Origin of the sequence: Vibrio sp. SCSIO 43136 (assembly GCF_023716565.1) — a bacterium.
In the GTDB taxonomy this organism is placed as follows: Bacteria; Pseudomonadota; Gammaproteobacteria; order Enterobacterales; family Vibrionaceae; genus Vibrio.
Window position 1 is genome coordinate 660,599 of the sequence record NZ_CP071849.1, and the last position, 22,340, is coordinate 682,938.

The window sequence follows — 22,340 nt, forward strand, 5'->3', positions numbered from 1 at the left end:
AGTGTAAGCAGTTGAACTGTCGATAAGCATTTGGTGTACAAATTCTTTTTCAACTAATCTATATTTAGTTTCATGCGACCAAACATAAGGTTAGGAAAATGAAGTGGCATAGTTTACTGCTAGGGGTGTTAACACCATTTATTGCGTCTCAAGCAATCGCCGGTCGCTCTCTCGACAGCTTTTGGGAATATAGTGATTACCTTTCGGCTCATCCAGAGCAGCAAGCGCTCACCAATGCGCTTGGCGAAACGGTCCGTCAAACTGCGATACCTTTAAAGGTGGATCAAGACGGGCCAGTGACAATCTCTGTTGTTTACCCGGGCGAACAGATTTCCGATTACTGGCGACGCAATATTAAAGCGTTTAGCATGCGCATGGATGAGCTCGGGATTGAATACGAAATCAATCAGGTTTTTACTCGTCCGGGCGCAGGCTCACGTCAGCAAAGTTTGTCTTTGATGAAGGCGCTACAAAACAAGTCGGGTTATTTGATTTTTACCCTTGATACTACTCGTCATCGAAAGTTCATTGAACACGTCTTAAATAATCCTGATACCAAGCTCATCTTGCAAAACATCACCACGCCAGTGAAAGCTTGGGAAGAAAAACAGCCATTCCTTTACGTGGGGTTTGATCATCCCACTGGCAGTCGAGCGCTAGCTCAGCACTTCAACAACAGATTCCCAGATGGTGCGGATTACTCATTATTGTATTTCTCTCCTGGTTATGTGAGTGATGCTCGAGGTGACACTTTCATTGAAGAAATGAAACAAGGGTCTAAACCGTACAACTTGATGTCCTCTTTTTATACTAAAGCGGATCGTCAAAGTGGTTATGAGGCCACCATGACGGCACTTCAATCCAATCCTGATATTGAATTCATTTACGCCTGTTCGACAGATGTTGCTCTAGGGGCGTCTCAGGCACTGAAATTTGCTAACCGACGTGATGTTCTCATTAACGGTTGGGGAGGCGGCAGTGCAGAACTCGAAGCCATCGAAGAAGGTGGGTTAGACGTTACTGTGATGCGAATGAACGACGACACTGGCGTCGCAATGGCGGAAGCAATTAAGTGGGATCTGGAGGGAAAACCTGTACCTACGGTCTACTCAGGCGATTTTGAGATAATTACTCGCGATGAGTCGCACGAAAAAATTGAACAACTGAAGCTCAGAGCTTTTCGTTACTCGGATCAATAATTTATGCCTTATAGCTCACCAAACCCAAATAGGACTTTAGCTAGCGTACTGGTTCGTATTTTCGTCGCTGCTATTGCGGTGCTCATGGTTGGTTTGGTGTTTCAGACTTATCAGGTTTCGTCGAACATTGTTAAAGAAGAGGTTCAGCGAACATCGGCGCAAACCTCTACTCTCTTGCAAAGTGTGTTTGATTACAAGCTCATCACCATGCAGAGCCAGCAAGACAGCACGTCGTCAAGTGTGACGTTGCAAAGCTTATTTTTAGAAGGAAAAACTCGTAATTTGGATTTTTTCTTTCTGGATGTGGAGCAAAGCGAACCGTTAAATTCTCCAGATTTCAGATTTATAACTAAAGATAATAGCCTAGACATAGGTTGGAATGATGGGAACAGCTATTTCTATGGGATAGGAGATGACGCGTTAAAAACCATCGCTGATCAAATGATCACTCGCTCTGGTTGGTATTTCCAGCATGTCATTACCGTGATGGGCGATCGTCACTTGTTGGTGAGAAGATCACCAGTTGTTGCGCCAGACACAGGGCAAGTGCTAGGGCAGTTGTTTATTGCTGTGGTGGTAGACAATAACTTCACTATGATAGAGCAGCTTAAATCTGCTGCACAAAGTACAGGGGCTATCATTTTGTCAGGTGATGAAGTTGTGGCTTCGTCGTTGGCACCTGATGATCCTCGTTTTTTGGAAATGCTCAACCTTATTGGGCCAGAACCAACGTCGTACTCCAAATATCTGTTACATCAGACCCAACTAAAAGTGAGAGAGGAGTTGATTCCTCTCACCGTAGTTACCATCCAAAACAACTCGAACATTGTCGCCTTAGAGCAAACCTACCTATATGGTTTGGTTGGCGCATTGCTGGTTATCGCCCTACTTGGATTGATCTTTCGTCGCTATATTCAAAAAATCCTTACTAACCAATTGGGTGTATTGATGGATTACGCCAATGGCGTTAGCGAAGAACGGGAAGTGAGAAAATTCTCTGGCTCTGACATTTCGGAGTTTGATGCCTTGGGCCATAAGCTCGAGACGGCTTTTTTTAAGTTGAGGGAAAAAGAAAAGTCCTTCCAAGATCTGTTTGATTTTTCTTTGTCTCCTATCGTCGTTTGGGATACCGATGGCATCGTTGTGCAGATGAATCCTGCGGCTAAACGAGCGCTCAAGTTGGAACAAGATATTCTTCTGTTTCAAAAAGGTGTCGATGCTCCGGAGTCATTCAAGAATTTCCAAAGCAAAGTCGCTTTTTACATACGTATGGTGACCAAAGGTGAAACTCTAATGGGGGTTAATGTCCCGATAGAGAACAAGATCTTCCGTTGGAACCTATCTCCGATTTCATTGGATGATGGGATCACGGCTGTTATCGGGCAAGGCCAAGATATCACCGCACTGATCGAAGCTGAGAAACAAAGTAATTTGGCTCGAATAGAAGCAGAAAGCGCCGCTACCGCTCGAGCGGACTTTCTTGCGAAGATGAGTCATGAGATCAGAACCCCGCTAAATGGCATATTAGGTGTTAGCCAGCTTCTTAAACACTCACTGGTTAAAGATGAAAACCGAGAACAAGTAGAGATTTTGTATCGCAGCGGTGAGCATTTACTGGCGGTACTTAATGATATTCTTGATTTCTCCAAAATCGAGCAGGGTAAACTTCAGTTGGAGTTTAGTGAGTTTTCCTTTGCCGATTTCATTAAGCCGTTGGAAAGCATTTATGGCCCTATGTGTGAACAGAAAGGTCTGGTGCTGGATATTGAATCGGGTGTAGAAGCAGGAACCACCATCAGCGGTGACCAAGTACGCTTGAATCAGATTGTGTTTAACTTGCTCAATAATGCCATCAAGTTTACTGCGTCAGGTCATGTAAAATGTCGTTTTACCTTAGAAAAGACCATCGCGGATAAAGCTGACCTACATATCGAAGTACAAGATACAGGTATTGGTATTGCTTCAGATTCCATCGAGCACATGTTTGAACCATTTACCCAAGCTGAACGATCCACCACCCGTGAATATGGCGGTAGTGGTTTGGGTTTAAGTATCGTTAAAAACCTCATCGATATGATGGGAGGCCAAGTAGCCGTAGACAGCGAGTTAGGTAAAGGTACAGTGTTCTATATTAACGTGCCAATTAAGCTGGTTGCGTCAGATGCAGAAGTGAATTCGCCAGAGCTTAAAAAGAGCGTCAATTACCAACTTTTTGAAGTCTCACCGCAGGTACTCTTGGTCGAAGATAATAAGAGTAACGCTTTCATCGCTAAAGCTTTTTTGAAGAAGTACGGTATTGACGTAGATTGGGCGATAGATGGTCAAAGTGCACTAAAAATATTGAGAGAGAAAACGTTTGATCTGATATTGATGGATAACCAGATGCCAGGAATGGATGGTGTTGAGACCACTCGCTATATTCGTGATGAGTTAAAGCTCAAAACACCTGTCTTTGCGTGTACGGCAGATGCTTATGAGTCGACGCAAAAAGCGTTTATCGCCGCTGGTGCTAATTACATCATTGTTAAACCGATTAAAGAGCAACCTTTACATCAAGCAATGGAGTTTTTTAAACGTCGCTATATCGATATAGAGTGCGATGCGTAGCAGGTTTTAATAAACCTATGCATGAATTCATGAAATAAGGGTTGTTTTGTATTATCGAAGAGGGTTAAATCAAACAAATTGAATACTGCCTAGTCAGGGTTAAGGCAATTTAATAACAATAAAACGCAGGATAGAGGTTTCACCCAATAAAGGGGTGATGAAGTACGGGAAACGAACATAAGATTCGATAAACCTGCGTGTACTAGCTTGAGCCACTCCAAAGAGAGATTGGCTGGCTTATTAACGTCAGGTAAGGAACTCGTATGTTACAGCTTTCTAAAGAGCTGTTAGATCGTCGAGCATGGTATTGGTTTGGCTTTCCAGCCATCGCATATCTGTGTTTTGATGTTTTCGGACAGTATGCCATTGCGGCAACTTTTGGCCTCTTCTACACGATTGTATTAAGTTACAAAGTGCGAAGCTTGGTCTATCTACCCATGTTTATTGCGTCCGTGGCTATGTGCGACTGGATCAGAGTTGCGATATTCTCCGCTTTCTTTTCACCAACGCCTTTTGCGTGCGCCTCTTGTATCTTCGAATCTGCCCAAATCGCTTTATTATTAACGGCCTTTGGCTATATTGATAAACCTGTGCCTATGTTGATAGCAGAGTGCTTTAATGTGCATTTGAAGCCATTACGAAGTTACTATCGTCATAATTACATGCTGATGTGGCAACAGATCAATTGGATCTGGGTAGGTTTCTTTGTGCTGAAGTCGATTGTATTGATGCTGTTTTCTTTCGAGATGGAAAGCGTGGCCAATGCCTTACATATTATTTTGGGCTGGCCAGTCTTCATTGTGTTGGCGTTTATCTCTTACTCTTTAGTCAGTAAAAAAGCATTAGGCTTGTACCGCTCTTCGTTCGAGCGGTAATTCACTGCTGACCAGATGCTATTAGCGTGCAAGTTTATGGTGGGCGCGAGAGAAATGGCCTGCCGTAAATGCGCCAACGATGGAAAGTTCACCAGCGAGGCAAACACTGGCGCACACTTCTGCAAGTGCTTTGGCATTGCCGCTACCATGGAGCCCCATCAAATCAAGACAAGCCTTTTGGCTTGGTAATCCTGTACCGCCTCCTACTGTACCAACCATAAGGTTTGGTAAAGTCACACTCGCATATAATCCACCGTCTTGAGTGACTTCCATACGTGTCGTGCCGATAGCCGATTCAGAAACACACGCCGCATCTTGACCTAAAGCGATATATAGCGCCGCTAGTGCATTTGCGTAATGGGCGTTGACACCGAGAGAGCCACTTAATAGGGCACCAGAGGTTGTCATACGGCCAAATCTTTCCATCAACTCAGGTGTGGTGTGTAAGTATTTCTCGACCAACGCCTTAGATAAAGTGACTTCCGCTGACACTTTCTTGCCCCGAACGTGGCGCATGGTGAAAGCATTAGCTTTTTTATCCCCAGATAAGTTGCCATCGAGGCAGGCGAAGTTTGGCTCGATAGGGCAATGTTCTAGCACATACTCGTATACTTTGTTGGTGCTGATTGTCACCATATTTTGCCCGCTGGCATCACCAGTTAGGTACTCAAACACCAAATAAACGTTGTTCGCCTCAATGTTGACGTTGATGTCTTTGAGCTTGCCGTGAGCGGTTGTTGATTCGGCGATAGTGCGAAAGGTATCAAATTGGGTCGTCACCCAAGCAACAAATTGGCCAGCTTGAGCCAATGTATCGAAAGCAAATGCAGGGGTACGAGTGACGCCTTCATTGATTAGCAGCGCCGATGCGCCACCAGCAGCCGTGATCAGCTTTGAGCCTCTGTCATATGAGGCAACCAGCGCAGCCTCAGTCGTTGCGAGAGGAATGGAGTAATCACCCTGAGCAAACATTCCGTTTACTCGTAGCGGGCCAGCAATGCCAACAGGAAGTTTCACTGTGCCAATGAAATGCTCGATATTCTTTTCATATGACTCCATTGATTCCAGTGTCATCGGGTCAAGTAATGCTTGTTTTGAGTCTGGGTTATCAAGCGCTTGCCATCGTTTTTCGACGGTCTTTTCTCGGATAAAAGGAGAGCGAGGGTGAGACTTATCAACCGCATGATGTTTAGAAGCTAACGCTGTAGTGAGGTCTTGAGTGGCCTTTTCACAGCTCAGAGCTGGGTGCTGTACGCTGGAAGATAAGTTCAGTTTTGGCATAGTCTTTATATATTCGACAATCGGGAGGCAAATTTTAGCGACCTGACTTAAGAACTCAAGTGCGATTCAAACCTACTTACACTAATTTGTCATATCAGCTAAGGATTTACTGGTTAGCTTATTTCTAGAGTGTGAAAGAGCATTCAATCTAACAATGTTGACCGTATCAAACAGCGCAATCTGTTATAAGCTATTAATGTTAGTTGCAAAAGGAGGTACACAGTGACAACCATTCATTTGTTTCGCCATGGGCAGACAGAGGCCAACCTCGAAGGTCGTATTCAAGGTCATCTCGATGCTCCACTTACCGAACTTGGCATTCAACAAGCGATTGACGCTAGAAGTAAAATATCCGGAATTGAATTTGATGTAGTGATTACATCCCCGAGTGGGCGAGCTGTACACACTGCCGACCTGCTGATGAACGGCTCGCTAACCCAGATGAAGACTCATACAGGCTTGATGGAGATAAACTTAGGCAGTTGGGAAGGCAAAACCTTTGAAGAAGTGGCTCAACTGAACCCTAAGCAACACCACAATATTTGGCACCAACCTAGCCAATTCGTTTGTGAAGGGGCGGAGACTTTTGCTCAAGTGGCTGAAAGGGGATTAGCCGCTCTCAATGAAATCGTAGGTGAACACCCAAATCAAACCATTTTGATGGTGTCTCATGCCGCATGGATCAAAACCATCATCAACGATTTATTGGGAAGAGATCGAGATGAAATTTGGCAAGATCCTTATGCCAATAATTTGTGCCATTCTGAATTGCATTGGGTTGATGGCTCACGATTTATGGTGAAAAAATTCTGTGATCAACCTTTAAAGTGAGTGAAAACCTGTATATTGCTATTCGTTAATGTGTTTGGAGGTAAGTTGGTATCCTCCATGGACTTGAACGATATCTTGCGCGTCAGTGAGCGTTAGGAGTATCTTGCTAACTCGATTTCTCGACATATAAAGCAATGATGAGAGGTTGTTTATATTGGTGAGCGCATATCCTTCGATGTTCAGGTCGGTGAGGATTTGTAAGGCACTTAATACCTTTCTTTTCTCTGACTTCATCGCCCTTAATTGAAACAGGGCGTGAAGCACTCTTTGTTTCTTGGCAACTGAGAGGCTAATAAATCGTAGAAACTCTATATCGTTTTTCAGCAGCTCAGTGCAAGCGGTAAACGGAACTCTAAGTGCTAGTGATTCTTCACTGGTTTGGATATCTGCAACCGCTGACGTTCCCAGTAAAAGCGGGACCTCGTTGACAGGCACACCGGGGCCAATGATGTTGTAGCTCTGATTGGCCCTCTCTTCACAGGCACTAAACAGCGCTAAACGGCCAGACAATAGTAACCAAAGGTCAGTGGAACACTGATCTTGCAAGTTAATATATTGGCTCTTTGGCACTGTTTCAAACTTACCTAGGGTTACCAAAGTTTGAGCTAGGCTTTCGCTCAGTTCATAGATTTTAATCAGGGTTTGCTTATTATTCATAATGATGAAGCCACTCGATACGAGTGGCTGATAGTGCTCACGACGGGTCAATTCTATGGACAAACTGACAGGAGGTATCGCCTTCCGTTAGCAATGAAATGATACCGACTTTGTACTTTGCGTTGATGGCTTTGCCAGTAGATGATTCCATGGCGTGCACAATGTGGCGACAAAAGTCACTTCGGCAGTGTTTGTTTTGAGTCGCTTTCATCAAGTCATCGCACACCACACAAGATGTCTCTACTCGAATCGCTTCACCTTCGCTATTGGTTTCCCAATGCCCTTCAACACCCAAAATTGGGTCTTCATAATCATGATAAGCCCCCACTGAGCGAGCGATAGTGGGTTGAATATTCATTTTCTTTGCAATGTAGTCTGCACGGTAGTTACCGTATTGTGCAAACGCTGGAATCCAGAACGATTGCCAGGCTGCAAGGCCTTTCTTTTCATAGCGCCACACAAGGTATCTGACCAATAGGGTGTTGCCTTTGCGTAGAGCAGTGCGAACGAACTGGTATCTCTCTGCCAGTCGCATCATCGAATGCAAGTAAAGGGCAAAAATTTTCTTCATATCTGCACCATAAAGACCCCCTAAAAATTAGGGGGCCGAGTTCTATTAGTATTCGCCAGTAAGGATCATTGGAAGCTCAAGCTTCCCTTCTAATACAAGCGCATGAGTAAGCATCCAGTTTCGAGTGTTCGATGCGGTGGCTTGTTGAGCCATTGATCTTAGTGCATCGGCCTTAACTTGTTTTGCTGACTCTTCACCAGAGCGAATAGCATATGTCGCAAGTTGAGCAGCCCATTGGTGCTCGCTGTTTTGCTGGGCATTTTTCGCCAGTTCAATGACTTTATCGGTACCGCCCATCGCCTCGACCATTTTTTCAGCTTCGACATTTCGCGGTAGTGGGTGCAAGTCGATCGAGTCATTACCAAACCAGTGCATTACGTGGTTGTAGTAGCGACGCACATGGTAGGACCACTCTCCGTAGTTTTGCTCAACCCAAGGAGAGTCAGCAATTTCTTCAGGCAACTGGACGTTGTATTGCAGTTCATCCGGTGCCATACCTTTGCCAATGGCTTTATCAGTTTCAGAAACCAGCGCTTTGGTCGCAATTAGCTGATGCTCTAATTGCTCTTTAAATACTTCGCCTGTAACTGGTTTGCCGTGAACTTTAAGGCTGTGGTCGATATCTTTTGAAAGTAGCCATTCAAGTGATGCTTCCATTAGATCAATGTCGCGCCAGCGGTCTCCGCGCAAAGTCGAGTAGTTAAACAAACCATGAGCCCAGAAGGTATTGTCGACACTGACTTTCTTTTCAGGGATATAGATACTGATGCCGTCCATGGTGTCTGTGTGACCCATGTAAGTGACGAAATCCATACCATCGATAGTGATGGTGGTTTCTTCATCACCGACAAGCTTTGTTGGTGGCGTATAAGTTTTCATCTGTTCAGGAGTAAAGCTTACGTTCACCAAACCTGTAACTGATGGAGAATCTTCTCCTTCAGCAGGAAGGAAAGAACCTAGCTGAATAGCGCCGCGTAACTGTCTTACTTGCGCAGTTGGAGAGTCAGTAGAAAGTGCAGTGCTAAACTCCTGCTTATGGTTTTCGTGAGCAACGACAACGGTGTCTTCAGAGACGTTCCATGCGCCTGCACCAACGACGTAGTGCCAATGGGTGTAAATGAGGCCGACGACAGGTTTCTTGGCGACGTGTTCAGGCAGAAGCGACATCGCTTTTTTTGCGTAGTCTCCGCTAAGGCCGCCATCAAATACCACGATGCCGTTTTCAGTTTCAACAACGTTGACATTATCCATACCTAGACCTGTCACTGACCATACACCTGGTGTAACTTCGTATGCACCGTCCGTGTATTGAGCATCTTTGTTATTTAAGCTCTCTGCGAGAATCGCACCGGTTGGGCTGACTACGCTTTTCTCATCAATTGAAAGGGAAGTATTGGCGATAACGCTAGTCGATAGTGCCGCTGACACTAAAATGGCCAGCTTAGTCATTTTTGACATCTTGATTGTTCCTGTTTCGGATTAGATGCGGCTAGATTACCAAGCGAGATGTCAGCAGAAGTTGCACGGTGCGATTTTGAAAAAATAAGTTTTGTCTATTATCTCGCTGTGTTTAACGCGATGAGTTGAAAGTCGATGAAGACAAAAACAAAGGCGCTTGCCCTCAGCTGTCTATTTTCCTGGTCAGTGGCCTCTTGCCCACTGCATCTAGGTTTTGATGCTGTTGAACAAGGCTCACTTCCTGAAGCAGAGTTATTGAAGTTCTCGTCCATTTTTCATGTAAAGCATGGAGATATAGAGCAGCCTAGTGACTTGGTGCCTAGTGCGACGTTTCAAAGAGTCTCTTGGTGGCTTACTTTGTTTAGCGAGCAGTTGGCACTCTCGGGGCTAGAATCTGCGCTGATATTGGTGGCAGACATTCCGCTGTGGTCGGAGTTAGATGTTGAACACCCAAGAAGCGTATCAATTGATATTGCTGTACCCGAGCAACCGAAGAATGTGATTTTGGTGACGCAGGCGAGTTTGCAAGCGATAGTGACGAAGCAAATAGAAATGGAGCATGCGATGGAGATTGGACTGGTGCGTTTTCATCAAGCAAATGAACATCTTCGGGAGAGGGTTGTTTTACTTCGTTTCAATTAATTGAACGCTACCATAGGTATTGATGATCGAACCTTTTTCTTCTAACAGTTTTAACGAGCGGTGTACTCTATGCTTGCTGACGGCAAGATAAGCAGCCAGTTTTTCTGCGGTGATAGAAACACTGTTATCCTCATCTTTGAGCCTTTGAAGGCGGATCATGATTCGTTCTTCAAGTGGCAAAAGTAACGAAGCCGATAAGAGTTTTTCAGATATTCGATATAAAGACGCCGCACAGAGTCCCGCTATCAAGGTTGCTTCTAGATTAAGTTGAGGCTCCGACCTTAATTTGGCATAAGAAAGGTACAGCACAACGCAATCCGATACTGCGACAAGTGTGGCGGGAGAGGTTCTTCCATCAATAAATGAAACCGCATTGAGTAAGCTGTTAGGAAAGAACTTTTCTGCGATGAGCAGTTCACCATCGGCGGATACGATCTCGATTTCCGCTTCCCCTGAGAGTAGAAAGCCCATTTGCTCTAAAGAATCGTCTTGAGTAACTAGTTGCTCCCCAGCCTGATATTTTTTGCGTACGGCATCGCCTTGAAAGGCTTGATATAAAGTTGGATAAGCTTGTTGATTCAGTAAGACGCGAAATGCATCGTATAATTCAAGAGATTCTGCTGTCATGGGCTTCCTTGAAGGGCAGCACCCTTTACAATTTTAAGCCAGTGACTTTACTCACTGGCCTGCTGTGATCAAAGCTGGTAGTTGACTTCTAAACGATGGTCACCGTCTTTAAAGGTATCATTCTCACTCCAGTTCGCAAAGTATCTTACATTGAGTCGAGGGTTGATTTGGTAAGATGCAGCAAACTCATGGGCAAGGACACTTGAACCATTTTCCATACCATGATTAGTAAAGGTTTCCGAACCAGAAAGGGTAGACATCCACATAGGGTTGTAGTTGAGCCAGATCTTATCACTCAACTCAAGCTTGGCGTATGTTCCCACTACGGCAAACGTCCCTGGGACGGAGTAGCCGCTGATCACGTCGCCATCATCTCCGACAACGTTATTGCCTACCGCAACACCAAGGCCAGCCAATGGGTAGAGTTGAATCGCCCCGAGTTTTGGTAATGCTTGGATAACGCTATAAGAAACGGTACCGCTTTCAGTTTGGAAGTTGTAGTTGCTATCGATTTGGGAGCCTCTGCCATTAGTAAGGTCGGCACCAAAGCGACGGAAGCGAACCTGGTCGATGCTGTTGGTTGCATTATCATCCCAACCAAACGTGTCGCCCATGATCCCTTTGAGCTCGAAAACGTTCATGCCCATAGTGTGGTCGCTTCCGGTATCAAAGGTTTGACCAAGCTTAATATTCAGCCCTTTATTGGTGTAACCAGAACCAACTTGCGTGTAGACCGCCAGTGGGTCAGACATATCTTGAACGGATTCTTCGGCGCACACAGTTGCTGACATAGCCACTAATACAGCCGTTGCAATTTTTGAATAGGTAGACATTAATTTTACCATTAGTTATCGAAATCTAACGGCGCAAAACTACCATTTCACAAAATCACCTGATGCACTGTCAGTGCATCATCACACTTAATTACAATAACTTTGCAAAGACGAGAAGCGGTGGTCCTGGTTTGTTACAAGAGATCACAACTTACTGAAATCACGGAATTCAGTGATGTGTAGTCTGTTACTTTATGCATTCGATGGCTCTTAATCAGGGAAGAACACATGCAGCACACATTACACCAACTTTTTGGGATACCGACCAACATCATTCAGGCCCCAATGGCTGGAGTACAAAATTGGGAACTTGCGGTTGCAGTGTCTAAAGCTGGTGGTTTGGGCTCTATACCTTGCGGCATGCTTACCCCTGAGCAGGTAGCTGCTGAGATTGAACAATTCAAGGCGCATTCTAATTACCTTTACAACCTCAATTTCTTTTGTCATCACATGCCGCCAGTCAACAAAAGTAGGTTAGCCAATTGGCAGGAAAAACTACAGCATCACTACGACGAACTAGGCCTTAAAGCGCCCTCAGAGATCACTGGGCTGCGTTATCCCTTCGATGAAGATGTGGCTGATACCATCGAGTCATTTCAACCACCGATCATCAGTTTCCACTTTGGCTTACCTGCGCCAAAACTCGTTGAGCGCATTAAATCGTGGGGTACGATTATCCTCGCTTCGGCGACGACCGTAGAAGAAGCGGTGTGGTTACAAAACCATGGCGCTGACATGATAATCGCCCAAGGTGTTGAAGCAGGAGGGCATCGAGGCATGTTTCTTAGTAACGATTTAGCGACTCAGTTACCGACGCTAGAACTTGTTACTGCAATACGTGAACAAGTCTCGCTACCCATTATCGCTGCTGGTGGGATTGGCTCTAAAAAGGATGTGGAAAGATTGATTTCTCAAGGATGTAGTGGGGTTCAAGTAGGAACGGCCTTTTTATTATGTGATGAAGCTAAGACGACCAGCGTACATAGAGCAGCGATCAAATCTTCTAATACTAAGAGTGCTATCACTAACATCTTCTCTGGCCGCCCAGCGCGAGGCATCGTTAACAAAGTGATGCTGGAATTTGGTTGTATCAGTGATGATGCCCCTGAGTTTCCATACGCATCCATAGCCCTCGCACCACTTCGAGCTAAAGCTGAATCTTTAAACAGTAGCGATTTTACCCCGTTGTGGGCAGGAACCAATACTGAAGGTTGTCAGGAAACTACGGCGTCACAGTTGATTGAAACTCTCGCTGTGGCTACAAACACAGTTGAATGACGATCAAGAAACACTGCTTACTAAGTACTTAGCTAGAAAATCCATCATGACTCTGATTTTCTTGTTGTGCTGCACGTCTCGATGGCAAACCAGATAGACGGGCAACTCGGGCAAAGTCACATCAATGTCTATCTCGGTAAGCCCCAAACTCAGTGCTAGCCCCTTGTGCGCAAATACAATACCACCTCCATGACGAGCCAGCTCTAATTGGATTGGCATGAAGTCACAGCGAAATTTGAAATCTTCGTTACTCACATCCCACCCGAGCTTTCGAGCCCCTTGCTCGATTTGGCTGTCTCGATCATAGCCAAGTACTCGCAGTTCAAATAAATCATTCACGTCTCTTGGGGTTGGCACCGTATCTAGGTAAGAGCGGCTAGCAAATATGCCAAGAGGTATGCCAAACAGATGTCGAGAGACCAAGTCAACTTGCGTAGGCGGGAACATTCGCACCGCAATATCTGCGTCTCTTTTATCGATGTTTGATGCTTGGTTAGTCACCTCGACCTCAACTTTCATATCAGGATAATCGGCAAGGAACTTGGGTAGAATTTTAGGAAGGTAGTACTGAGCTATGATCTCATTGACCGAAAGCCTAATCGTTCCAGACAACGCGTTTCTCTCTCCACAGACCAAACGCTGCAATCGGTCAGCGGATTGCTGCATGGTCGTGGCTTCTTCCAATAACAGAGCGCCATACTCGGTCAGCGTGACACCTTGGGTGCTGCGGTTAAACAGTGAATGCCCTAAGCTTTGCTCAAGTGCAACCAACTGTCTGCTCAAGGTAGATTGAGATATCTGCAACCTATCTGCTGCTTGATTAAGACTACCTGTCTCCGCTGTGGCAACAAAATAAGCCCAACTTTGCCAGTTAATCTCGCCAATCTTGTTATTCATATTTGCATAGCCTATCTGCATTTATAGTCATTCTAGCGTTCAAAAACGGATAGTAAATTTGTATTACAGAGTGCAAGCAGAGGCAAGGAAAATGAAAACAGCTTTAGTTTTAGGAGTGACAGGCAATTTTGGTGAAGCCATGGCGCAGGCGTTACAAAAGCGTGGTTGGAAGGTCAAAGCCTTGGTAAGAAACCCAGAAAAACTTACCGCAGAACAGCGAGGCTACGAGATAATCCACGGAGACTTTCAGGACACACACACTTTAAAGGCGGCGGCCCAAGGTGCGGATCTGTTGGTCTATGCGATAAATCCTCCATACGATCAATGGAAGCAAAGCGCCATGACGATGCTTGAACCAGTGGTGACGCTTGCAGAGCAAAATAATCTGCATATCCTGTTTCCCGGCAATGTATACACCTTGAAACCTAGCAACAACTTAATTGACGAAAAGGCAAAGCCAGACCCAGTTTCCACCAAGGGGTCAATCCGTGTGGACATGGAGGCGAGGTTACGCAAGGCAAGTCAGTGCGGCGCTCGTATTACAATTGTTAGGGCAGGGGACTTCATTGGTGAACGAGGCCAATGGATAAGCTATGCCCTAAAAAGAAAGCGTGATCACTACACCTTGCAGTTACCTCACTCGGAAACCCACCGCCACTATTGGAGTTACCTGCCAGACTTAAGCGCTAACGCCGCTCAACTCATCGAGCGTCAACACACCAGTTTTGCAGTTTGGAATGACCCCGGTTTGGTGTTAACCATTGGTGATTGGCAACAAGCTTTTGAGTCGAATGGTATCGTACTTAAAACTCGGCGTTTTCCTTGGTGGGTGTTTCATTTGATTTCAGTGTTTAGTCCCATGCTAAAAGAGGTCATAGAGATGAAGTATCTGTGGGAAGACGAGCTGGTTCTTGATGGTAGTAAAATGAGGAGAGAACTTGGTGAGGCGATGCAAGAGACTGGTATTCAGCAGATTGTGAAGGATTTGGTTGAAGTGGGTTCTAACAATGTCGTAAAGAAGAACGTCGAGTTGGTTTGAGTTTACGAAAACGAAAAAGCCCGCTGAAAAATCAGCGGGCTTTTCTAATGTGGCGGAGAGATAGGGATTTGAACCCTAGATACGCTATTAACGTATGCCGGTTTTCAAGACCGGTGCTTTCAACCACTCAGCCATCTCTCCGTTGCGGGGCGTATATTATGAAACAAGCTTATGCTTGTAAAGGGCTAATCACTGAAAATGGGTCTGATTGCTTAGTTAGTGTCCGCTTGGTATCGGCGTTCTTGTAATTCCGTCTTACCTTGGGTCCATAGGCTTGTATCATATTTGGAACACTGTATTAGCAATCTTATTAATAAAATATTGTTTTATTTGTTTAAGTATTTGTATTTATTGAATTATACACTGTTCAGTAAACGACTGTTCGCCCGAAAAAGTTTGCCAAGTGGTCCGATGTACTTCAAAATTATTAGGTTACGTCCATTTATGGATAGTGTTCTTAGTAAGGTGAAGCATGAAAGTTGTCGATATTCTCAAGCATAAAAGCGAGTCTTTGGCGAAGAAGCATCAGATCGAATTTCGCGATCTTATGTCGCCTGCGCTGAGAGAATACTGGAGTGATTTTGTGAGCAAAGCACAAGCTCAACAGATCTTTCCATGGATCAATGATCTGCACAAACCAGCGGTCAATGAAACGCAAGAGCCTGTCATTCAATTGAGCCAAGAGGCACAAGCACTCTATTTGGAGCTTAGCCAGAAACTGGGTGAAGAGATCCATGTCGGTGATTGGGCTACTGTCGACCAAGCGCGCATCGACTCTTTTGGCGCAGTGACAGAAGATATGCAGTGGATTCATACCGACCCTGAACGTGCGTCTCATGAGTCACCGTTCAAAACTACTGTTGCGCACGGTTTCTTGACCCTTTCAATGTTGCCAAAACTGACCGATTCAGTTGACCCAGAAAAGCCTCAGTTCCCGACGGCGAAGATGACAGTTAATATTGGGCTAAATGAAGTACGATTCCCGTATCCAGTTAAGGCAGGTAACAATATTCGTGCTCGTAGCAAGCTACTTAAAGTGACGCCAGTGAAAAAAGGACTGGAAATTGAACGTGAGATTAAAGTCGAGATTGATGGCGTTCGTCGTCCTGGCTTAATTGCCGTTTCGGTGATTCGACTGGTCATTTAGAACTTACCTTGAATTTAACAAAAACAGGAGCCGATTGGCTCCTGTTTTCGTTTGTATTGAAAGAACCTAGTTATTCAACAGGTTTGCAGGGGAGAACTGATCAGTGAGTACTTTGGTATCTTTCGGCCAATCTTGAGTATGTTGGGTGGATTCGAGCAAATTGTTCAGCTGAGTGAGATCCACGCCAAGTGGAGTAACTTTGGGTTGTAGCTGCGCAATTCTCGCTTCGATAGCTTGCTGACCTAGAGGTGACAAGAAGTCATCCGTACCCGCTTCACTCCAGTTTTTGGTCAGAATGATCCGGTTATCACTGGTATCAAAACGAACGTTGTAATAATGGCCAAAAACCGATTGATAAGTGGAAGACTCGTAGGCGTAGAGCTTACTGCTAGTAAACGTATTGGCGGCAAGAATGCCATTCGGTGCCAGTAAGGCTTTTACCTCTTCAAGGAATTCTCGTGTCAGTAAATGTTCGGGAATGTAGTCTCCGTTGTAAGCATCGAGCATGATCCAATCATACTGTTTCTTTTTCAGCAGCGCTCGTTTAACAAAGATACGCCCATCCTGAGTGTGGCTGGTAATTTTGTCGCTTTCATAGAAGTCGAAGTAGTCTCTGGCGACTTTGACTACCGCTGGGTCAATTTCTACATTGTCGATTTCAATATCTGGATAAAGTTGATGAAGGGCGTTGGACATGGTGCCGCCACCTAACCCGATGATTAGGACCTTTTTGGGGTCATCTATCGTCAATAGTGCTGAAAACTGAAGTCGACTGACGCTGAAAAACAGTTTCTGTGGGTCATCAATGTACATACAGCTCTGATTGAGTCGACTGCTCCTTTCGTCAAATTTGAGGCATCGCAGCCCATTATTTTCAAAAACGATGATATTTCGATAAAGAGAGCGCTCTTCATGGAGAATTACGGGTTCGGCGTGCAAACCTATCGCCGCAAAGGTGGCGATGGTGCAACAGAGTATTTTCAAGCCATTTAGAATGTTACGCATTTTGCTGCCTCGCTCGAGTGACGGCGCTGCTGCGCTCAAAGAAATGTATCGCAATGGCCGTTGCTCCGAGCAAAGACAACAGCCCACTGTATGCGAGAATGATAGTGTTTACTTCAAACCAAAGGATGAAGTAAAACGAGGTGAATATTGTGCCCAGTGCACTGCCGAGCGTGGATACAAAATAGAGCGCTCCTGCCACTTGACCACTTTTGTGTTGGTCTTCGACTAACAACCTAACGGAGTAGGGTGAAAGCATGCCGAGAATAATGGTCGGGATGAAAAACAGTGCAATGGAGGCGAGTAGCGATCCATATCGGCTGTCTTCAATATGAAGGAAGATGCTCTCCATGATAGGTTCTGCAAATAACCAAATTGGGGTCACTGTGATGCCAGCGGCAATGAATATCATGCCATAGATTTTTAGGCTTGGGTTGCGAGTGGAAAGTCGACCTCCAAGTAAGTAGCCGAAGGATAAGCTCAGCATGAAGACAGTGATGATACTTCCCCAAATATGGACACTGGAGCCAAAGTAAGGGGCGAGTATGCGCCCACCAAGCAGTTCAATCCCCATAATTGAGAAACCGCTTGAAAATGCCAACATGTAAACAAAAGGATTTTGCCAGACCGCTTTATTGTTCTCTGGCTCGGAGAAAGAAGTGTTGCCGTTAGAATAGTCCGTCATCGTGTGAAAGCCGCCCTTTAGATTGAATTAATTCGGCACGTAACTTCATCATAGTCCGACATTTTTTGGGTCGCTAGGTGGATTTTTGTCCAAGATAGCGAAAACCTTTGTCTAGCTCTCTTTTTGTACTGTTGAGTTTGTAGAAATCCAGTAATAGCGAAGCGACAAAAAATAAGAAATTTTTGTGACGATCAAATGTCCATGAGTAGTATTGATTATATAAATTGTATAATTGAAGAGTTTTGTAAAATATATTTTATCGATTGACGTATGGAAATAGCTCTAAGGTATCTTCAATCAAAGTAGCTTTATGGCCTTTGGTTAGATAAATAGCATAGATATCACGCTGATACGTCGGGCTGTTTGGCACTAGATGAAGTTGGTTTTTGCGTAAGTGAGAAAAGCTCATCTGCTTGGGAAGGTAGGCTGCCCCATTGGCTTCCAAAATAAAGTTCAAGGCGATGCGTGGTTGATTCATGTGGTGTCTCGGCAACAGCTCGTCAGCGAGCTCATTGGCAAATTGAGCGTTTACTGACTCACCATAATCTACCATCACAAAATTATCGATCTCGTTGATTGACTCAACCGGACGACTAGAAACCAATTGCAAAGGTACGGTCGCCACTTTGCGTGAGCTGATCTCTTCACTATGAGGAGGCTCAAAGACAAAACCGATATCGACCAAACGACCAAGCACCTGCTTTCTTAGCTCGACTTGCGAATAGCTGTGGGTATAAAGGTGCAAATCATCAAAGTTGCGATGGATCTTTTGTAGCCAATCATGGAGAACCATATCCCAAATGGATGTCACTGCACCAACAAACAACTGTGCTGACTCTTCTTCCCCCAAACCCACATCGTGTTTGATCTTCTGCCACATAGCGAGAAACTCATTCGCATATTTGACCAGCTTATGACCCTCTGGTGTTAGCTTGAGACGTTTGTTGGAACGGTCAAAAAGAAGTACCCCTAACTCATTTTCCAACTGTTTAATACGTGAGCTGACAGCAGCTTGAGTGATGAACAGATTTTCAGCCGCAATGCGAATATGCAAAGTACGACTGACTTCCAAGAAGGTGGTGAGTAGCTCAGTTTTCATAGCGGTTTTTGATAAAAAAAATCGTACAAAAAATATAATTTATTTAGTTTTTTTATTCAATTCAATTGACCTATTGTTGGCGCATCTTAACCAACCCAACAAATTAGGGCAGACATATGAAAATCGCGATTCTATCTCGCAACCCAGACCTTTACTCAACTAAGCGCCTTGTTGAAGCGGGCATTGCTCGTGGTCACGAGGTGGATGTGATTGACACGTTGCAGTGCTACATGGATATCACCAGCAGTCGACCAACCGTACGTTATCACGGTGAAGAGTTACCAAAATACGATGCGGTGATCCCGCGTATTGGTTCTTCGATTACTTTTTACGGCACGGCGGTGGCTCGTCAGTTCGAGATGATGGGCACCTATAACGTTAATGAGTCTGTAGCGATTAGCCGCTCTCGAGACAAACTTCGCTCAATGCAACTGCTGTCTCGTAAAGGTATTGGTCTGCCACGTACAGGTTTTGCTTGTAAAGCAGATAACATCAAAGACGTTATCAAAAATGTTGGAGGCGCACCTTTGGTGATCAAGTTGCTTGAAGGCACACAAGGCATCGGTGTGGTGTTGGCTGATACATCAAAAGCTGCGGAAAGCATTATTGAAGCCTTTATGGGACTCAAAGCCAACATCTTGGTGCAAGAGTACATCAAGGAAGCCGGGGGGGCAGATATCCGTTGTTTGGTGGTAGGTGGCCGAGTGGTGGCTGCAATGAAACGTCAGGCTTTAGAAGGTGAATTTCGTTCAAATTTGCATCGAGGAGGCAGCGCCGAGGTGGTGAAATTGACCAAAGAAGAGCGTGAAACCGCGATCAATGCTGCCAAAGTCATGGGACTGAACTTCTGTGGTGTCGATTTGCTTCGCTCACACAATGGACCAATGGTAATGGAAGTGAACTCTTCGCCGGGTCTTGAAGGTATAGAAAAAGCGACCAATCTCGATGTGGCAGACAAGCTATACCAATTTATCGAAAAACGTGCTGCGACCGCGACCAATCGCACCGTTGGAAAAGGCTGATTGTATGAATAAGTTGGTAATAGGTGGGCATGAGATCGCCCGTGGGGAAACCAAGAAAATTGCGATTCCAGTTGCTAAGCTCTATACCGATGGGGACGTGTCGCTCCCGGTTTACGTTATACGAGCAAAAAAGCCTGGGCCGACAATGTTTATCACTGCGGCAGTGCACGGAGATGAGCTAAATGGTATTGAGATCATTCATCGATTGATAAACATGAAAGGGTTTCGACTTTCTCGTGGCAGCTTAGTGCTGGTGCCAATGGTGAATATCTATGGTGTGATTAACCAAAGTCGTTACATGCCAGACAGACGAGATTTGAACCGAAGCTTTCCCGGTTCAGCCAAAGGATCATTAGCTGCGCGTGTGGCGAACATATTGAAAACGGAAGTGATTGACAACTGTGAATACGGTATTGATCTGCATACTGGAGCGATTCATCGCTCCAACTTGCCACAAATCCGCGCCAATGTAGAAGATGATGAAACCGCTAACTTAGCAAAAGCATTTGGTGTTTCTGTGGTGCTGCATTCCCAAGAAATTGATGGTTCATTGCGAGACTGTGCAGCCAGCAGTGGGACAAAAGTTCTGCTTTATGAGGCGGGTGAAGCGCTGAGATTCGATGAAGTATCAATACGCTTAGGCGTTCGAGGCATTATGAGTGTTTTGCGCCATCTAGGCATGGTCAACAAATTGTCTTCACAACGCAAAGTTGTTGAGCCGTTTATTGCTCGAGGCAGTTTATGGGTTCGAGCAAGTGAGAGCGGGATCGTCAATCACTTGTTCAAGCTTGGTGACCAAGTGGATAAAGGTGACAAGCTTGCAACGATCACCAGCACCTACGGGGAAATGTTGAGCGAAGTGCTCGCTCCACGTTCCGGCATCATCGTCGGCAAACAGAATATCCCCTTGGTTCAAGAGGGGGAAGCCATGTATCACATTGCTTATTTTGACCAAAGTGATGCGGTGGTCGCCAAAAACATTGATGTTGCCTCAGGCCATGTGTTGCAAGAAGAAATGCAGTTTAGCGAAGTTCGAGATTAGCTATGAAAAACAAAACCATAATAGGTCGATTGGAGAATATAAACCTGCCAGAGCTTGGGATCTCTCAATTGACGGTTAGAGTCGATTCTGGCGCTCAAACCTCTTCGTTGCATGTCGATAATATTCAGCGAATTGAGTTTAACGGCAAGCCGGGGCTCCGTTTCGATATTCATCCCGAGGTGCATAACGTCAATACTATCGTGAGCTGCCAAGCTTCACTGTATGACGTACGTAAAGTGAAATCGTCAAATGGTGGCTCGGAGCAGCGGTATGTAATTGAAACTCTAATGGAGTTGGGCGATGAAAGCTGGCCTATTCAAATTACACTGACTGATCGCTCAGATATGACATATATGATGCTGCTTGGACGGCAAGCGCTAGGGAATAGTTTTTTAATTGACCCTTCCAAGTCATTTATTGCTAGTCGCTAGTGGTGGTTTATTTGTCATTTAGGTATGTTTACTAGCATCTATGGTTTTGTAGTCGTTTGTTTTTAGATAAACACTCTACATAAAGATCGTTGTGTGATATTCATAGGCGCAGATTAATTATCGCCATTGTTTCATTAAGGAAGTGAAAAATGAAAATAGGAATCGTTGGCGCAGGTGCGGTAGGGGTTGGTGTATGCAACTACCTACTGACACTTGGTAGTGTAAGTAAACTGGTTCTGCTTGATAAAAACTTAGAGCGAGCGGAAGGGGAAGTACTCGATTTCACCCATACCGCCGCTTTAACGTTCTCCAAAAACACCGACATGATTGCCAGTAATGACTACAGCGATCTGGCTGATGCCGAAATCGTGGTAATTACAGCAGGTGCTCAGGTGAAAGAGGGACAGTCCCGTCTCGACCTTGCCGAAATCAACAGTAAAATTGGTGTTGATATTGCCAAGCAAGTAGAGAAAGTTGCGCCTAATGCGACCTTAATCGTGGTATCTAACCCATGCGATATCGTGTCTTACTTTATCGTTGCCAATACCGGTTTTGATGCCAGTAAGGTGATCAGCTCGGGTTGTGTTATCGATACGGCTCGATTGATGTCTATTGTTGCTAAACGGGTTGGACTAGACCCTAAAAATGTCTTTGGTTACGTGCTCGGTGAGCACGGCAGCAACTGCTTTACACCAAAAAGTCTTATTAGCATTGCTGGTCAACCAGCGGATTACTATTGCAGCACTAACAACCTGCCTTCTATCGATCCTGTCGAGTTGTTAGATGCGGTAAAACAAGCTGGCTTTGAAATCTTCAAACGCAAGCACAACACCGCACATGGCATAGCAGCTAGCGTGTTTCGAATCATTCAAGCCATCGCAATTAACGAGAACTCAGTATTGCCAGTCGGTACTATGGTTCGTGGCGAGTACGGTTTAACTGACGTTGTTTTAAGCCTGCCAACGGTCGTCAATGCGAAAGGTGCAGACTCGATATTGATTCATCCATTTACTGAAAGTGAATTAGAAGAGCTTGAGCAAATTGCAGTGAAGCTAAAAGAGTATATCCAAGAAGTGAGAGACAAAACTGGCCTGATGGGGTAAACCCACTGGCTTAT

The 22,340-nt window shown here is 45.0% G+C and carries 22 protein-coding genes and 1 tRNA gene; 12 read left to right on the forward strand and 11 right to left on the reverse strand.

Annotated elements, in window-relative coordinates:
• Positions 1-98 precede the first annotated feature (98 nt).
• From J4N39_RS17710 to J4N39_RS17720, 3 genes are all read left to right on the forward strand, one after another.
• Complete coding sequence (locus tag J4N39_RS17710; RefSeq protein WP_252026382.1) at positions 99-1,199, forward strand: autoinducer 2-binding periplasmic protein LuxP; 1,101 nt, start codon at positions 99-101, stop codon at positions 1,197-1,199.
• A 3-nt stretch (positions 1,200-1,202) separates the two neighbouring features.
• On the forward strand, positions 1,203-3,806 hold the full coding sequence (locus J4N39_RS17715) for a LuxQ periplasmic sensor domain-containing protein (protein WP_252026384.1): 2,604 nt from the start codon (positions 1,203-1,205) through the stop codon (positions 3,804-3,806).
• A gap of 263 nt (positions 3,807-4,069) precedes the next feature.
• Complete coding sequence (locus J4N39_RS17720; protein WP_252026386.1) at positions 4,070-4,681, forward strand: hypothetical protein; 612 nt, start codon at positions 4,070-4,072, stop codon at positions 4,679-4,681.
• Positions 4,682-4,702: 21 nt separating this feature from the next.
• Here the strand turns inward: J4N39_RS17720 and J4N39_RS17725 are convergent, their stop codons facing one another.
• Positions 4,703-5,962, reverse strand: coding sequence for a hydroxymethylglutaryl-CoA reductase (locus J4N39_RS17725; protein WP_252026388.1), 1,260 nt, complete (start codon positions 5,960-5,962; stop codon positions 4,703-4,705).
• A gap of 222 nt (positions 5,963-6,184) precedes the next feature.
• Here J4N39_RS17725 and J4N39_RS17730 point away from each other — a divergent pair, with 222 nt between their 5' ends.
• A complete protein-coding gene (locus J4N39_RS17730; RefSeq protein WP_252026390.1) occupies positions 6,185-6,793 on the forward strand; it encodes a histidine phosphatase family protein in 609 nt (202 codons plus the stop codon).
• An 18-nt stretch (positions 6,794-6,811) separates the two neighbouring features.
• Here J4N39_RS17730 and J4N39_RS17735 read toward each other — a convergent pair whose 3' ends face one another.
• From J4N39_RS17735 to J4N39_RS17745, 3 genes are read right to left on the reverse strand one after another with little or no spacing between them, the layout of a single operon-like run.
• Positions 6,812-7,450: a Crp/Fnr family transcriptional regulator gene (locus tag J4N39_RS17735; RefSeq protein WP_252026392.1), complete on the reverse strand. Its 639-nt coding sequence runs from the start codon at positions 7,448-7,450 to the stop codon at positions 6,812-6,814.
• 37 nt (positions 7,451-7,487) lie between these two features.
• The gene (locus J4N39_RS17740) at positions 7,488-8,021 is read right to left on the reverse strand and encodes a hypothetical protein (protein WP_252026394.1); all 534 of its coding nucleotides are present in this window, start codon (positions 8,019-8,021) and stop codon (positions 7,488-7,490) included.
• Positions 8,022-8,066: 45 nt separating this feature from the next.
• Complete coding sequence (locus J4N39_RS17745) at positions 8,067-9,479, reverse strand: alkyl sulfatase dimerization domain-containing protein (RefSeq protein ID WP_252026396.1); 1,413 nt, start codon at positions 9,477-9,479, stop codon at positions 8,067-8,069.
• Positions 9,480-9,614: 135 nt separating this feature from the next.
• Here J4N39_RS17745 and J4N39_RS17750 point away from each other — a divergent pair, with 135 nt between their 5' ends.
• Positions 9,615-10,121 (forward strand): hypothetical protein, encoded by a 507-nt coding sequence (locus tag J4N39_RS17750; RefSeq protein WP_252026398.1) that lies wholly within the window; start codon positions 9,615-9,617, stop codon positions 10,119-10,121.
• Here J4N39_RS17750 and J4N39_RS17755 read toward each other — a convergent pair.
• Positions 10,104-10,748, reverse strand: a complete 645-nt coding sequence (locus tag J4N39_RS17755) for a Crp/Fnr family transcriptional regulator (protein WP_252026400.1) — start codon at positions 10,746-10,748, stop codon at positions 10,104-10,106. The genes J4N39_RS17750 and J4N39_RS17755 overlap by 18 nt on opposite strands.
• Positions 10,749-10,816: 68 nt before the next feature.
• Positions 10,817-11,581, reverse strand: a complete 765-nt coding sequence (locus J4N39_RS17760) for a hypothetical protein (RefSeq protein WP_252026402.1) — start codon at positions 11,579-11,581, stop codon at positions 10,817-10,819.
• A gap of 228 nt (positions 11,582-11,809) precedes the next feature.
• On the opposite strand from J4N39_RS17760, the gene J4N39_RS17765 reads away from it, so the two are divergent.
• Positions 11,810-12,859 carry an NAD(P)H-dependent flavin oxidoreductase gene (locus J4N39_RS17765; RefSeq protein WP_252026404.1) on the forward strand — a complete coding sequence of 350 codons (1,050 nt, stop codon included), beginning with the start codon at positions 11,810-11,812 and terminating at the stop codon, positions 12,857-12,859.
• Positions 12,860-12,862: 3 nt separating this feature from the next.
• On the opposite strand, the gene J4N39_RS17770 is transcribed toward J4N39_RS17765, so the two are convergent.
• Positions 12,863-13,756: a LysR family transcriptional regulator gene (locus tag J4N39_RS17770; protein WP_252026407.1), complete on the reverse strand. Its 894-nt coding sequence runs from the start codon at positions 13,754-13,756 to the stop codon at positions 12,863-12,865.
• 91 nt (positions 13,757-13,847) lie between these two features.
• Here J4N39_RS17770 and J4N39_RS17775 point away from each other — a divergent pair, with 91 nt between their 5' ends.
• A complete protein-coding gene (locus tag J4N39_RS17775; protein WP_252026409.1) occupies positions 13,848-14,795 on the forward strand; it encodes an NAD(P)H-binding protein in 948 nt (315 codons plus the stop codon).
• Positions 14,796-14,845: 50 nt separating this feature from the next.
• On the opposite strand, the gene J4N39_RS17780 is transcribed toward J4N39_RS17775, so the two are convergent.
• Positions 14,846-14,936, reverse strand: a tRNA-Ser gene (locus J4N39_RS17780).
• A 331-nt stretch (positions 14,937-15,267) separates the two neighbouring features.
• On the opposite strand from J4N39_RS17780, the gene J4N39_RS17785 reads away from it, so the two are divergent.
• On the forward strand, positions 15,268-15,942 hold the full coding sequence (locus tag J4N39_RS17785; protein WP_252026411.1) for a MaoC family dehydratase: 675 nt from the start codon (positions 15,268-15,270) through the stop codon (positions 15,940-15,942).
• Between the two features lie 66 nt (positions 15,943-16,008).
• On the opposite strand, the gene J4N39_RS17790 is transcribed toward J4N39_RS17785, so the two are convergent.
• The 3 genes from J4N39_RS17790 to J4N39_RS22985 all read right to left on the reverse strand — a co-directional run bounded on the left by J4N39_RS17790 (position 16,009) and on the right by J4N39_RS22985 (position 18,728).
• Positions 16,009-16,947, reverse strand: a complete 939-nt coding sequence (locus J4N39_RS17790; RefSeq protein WP_252026414.1) for a spermidine synthase — start codon at positions 16,945-16,947, stop codon at positions 16,009-16,011.
• Positions 16,940-17,629 carry a fused MFS/spermidine synthase gene (locus tag J4N39_RS17795; RefSeq protein WP_252026416.1) on the reverse strand — a complete coding sequence of 230 codons (690 nt, stop codon included), beginning with the start codon at positions 17,627-17,629 and terminating at the stop codon, positions 16,940-16,942. The genes J4N39_RS17790 and J4N39_RS17795 overlap by 8 nt, the downstream gene beginning before the upstream one ends.
• A 256-nt stretch (positions 17,630-17,885) precedes the next feature.
• Positions 17,886-18,728, reverse strand: a complete 843-nt coding sequence (locus tag J4N39_RS22985) for a LysR family transcriptional regulator (RefSeq protein WP_286036846.1) — start codon at positions 18,726-18,728, stop codon at positions 17,886-17,888.
• Between the two features lie 116 nt (positions 18,729-18,844).
• Between J4N39_RS22985 and rimK the strand changes: the two genes are divergently transcribed.
• The 4 genes from rimK (at position 18,845) to J4N39_RS17825 (ending at position 22,326) form a co-directional block, all read left to right on the forward strand.
• Positions 18,845-19,750, forward strand: a complete 906-nt coding sequence (gene rimK, locus J4N39_RS17810) for a 30S ribosomal protein S6--L-glutamate ligase (RefSeq protein WP_252026418.1) — start codon at positions 18,845-18,847, stop codon at positions 19,748-19,750.
• A gap of 4 nt (positions 19,751-19,754) precedes the next feature.
• A complete protein-coding gene (locus J4N39_RS17815; RefSeq protein ID WP_252026420.1) occupies positions 19,755-20,792 on the forward strand; it encodes a succinylglutamate desuccinylase/aspartoacylase family protein in 1,038 nt (345 codons plus the stop codon).
• 2 nt (positions 20,793-20,794) lie between these two features.
• A complete protein-coding gene (locus tag J4N39_RS17820; protein ID WP_252026422.1) occupies positions 20,795-21,223 on the forward strand; it encodes an ATP-dependent zinc protease family protein in 429 nt (142 codons plus the stop codon).
• A 149-nt stretch (positions 21,224-21,372) separates the two neighbouring features.
• Positions 21,373-22,326 (forward strand): lactate/malate family dehydrogenase, encoded by a 954-nt coding sequence (locus J4N39_RS17825; protein WP_252026424.1) that lies wholly within the window; start codon positions 21,373-21,375, stop codon positions 22,324-22,326.
• The last annotated feature ends 14 nt before the right edge of the window (positions 22,327-22,340 follow it).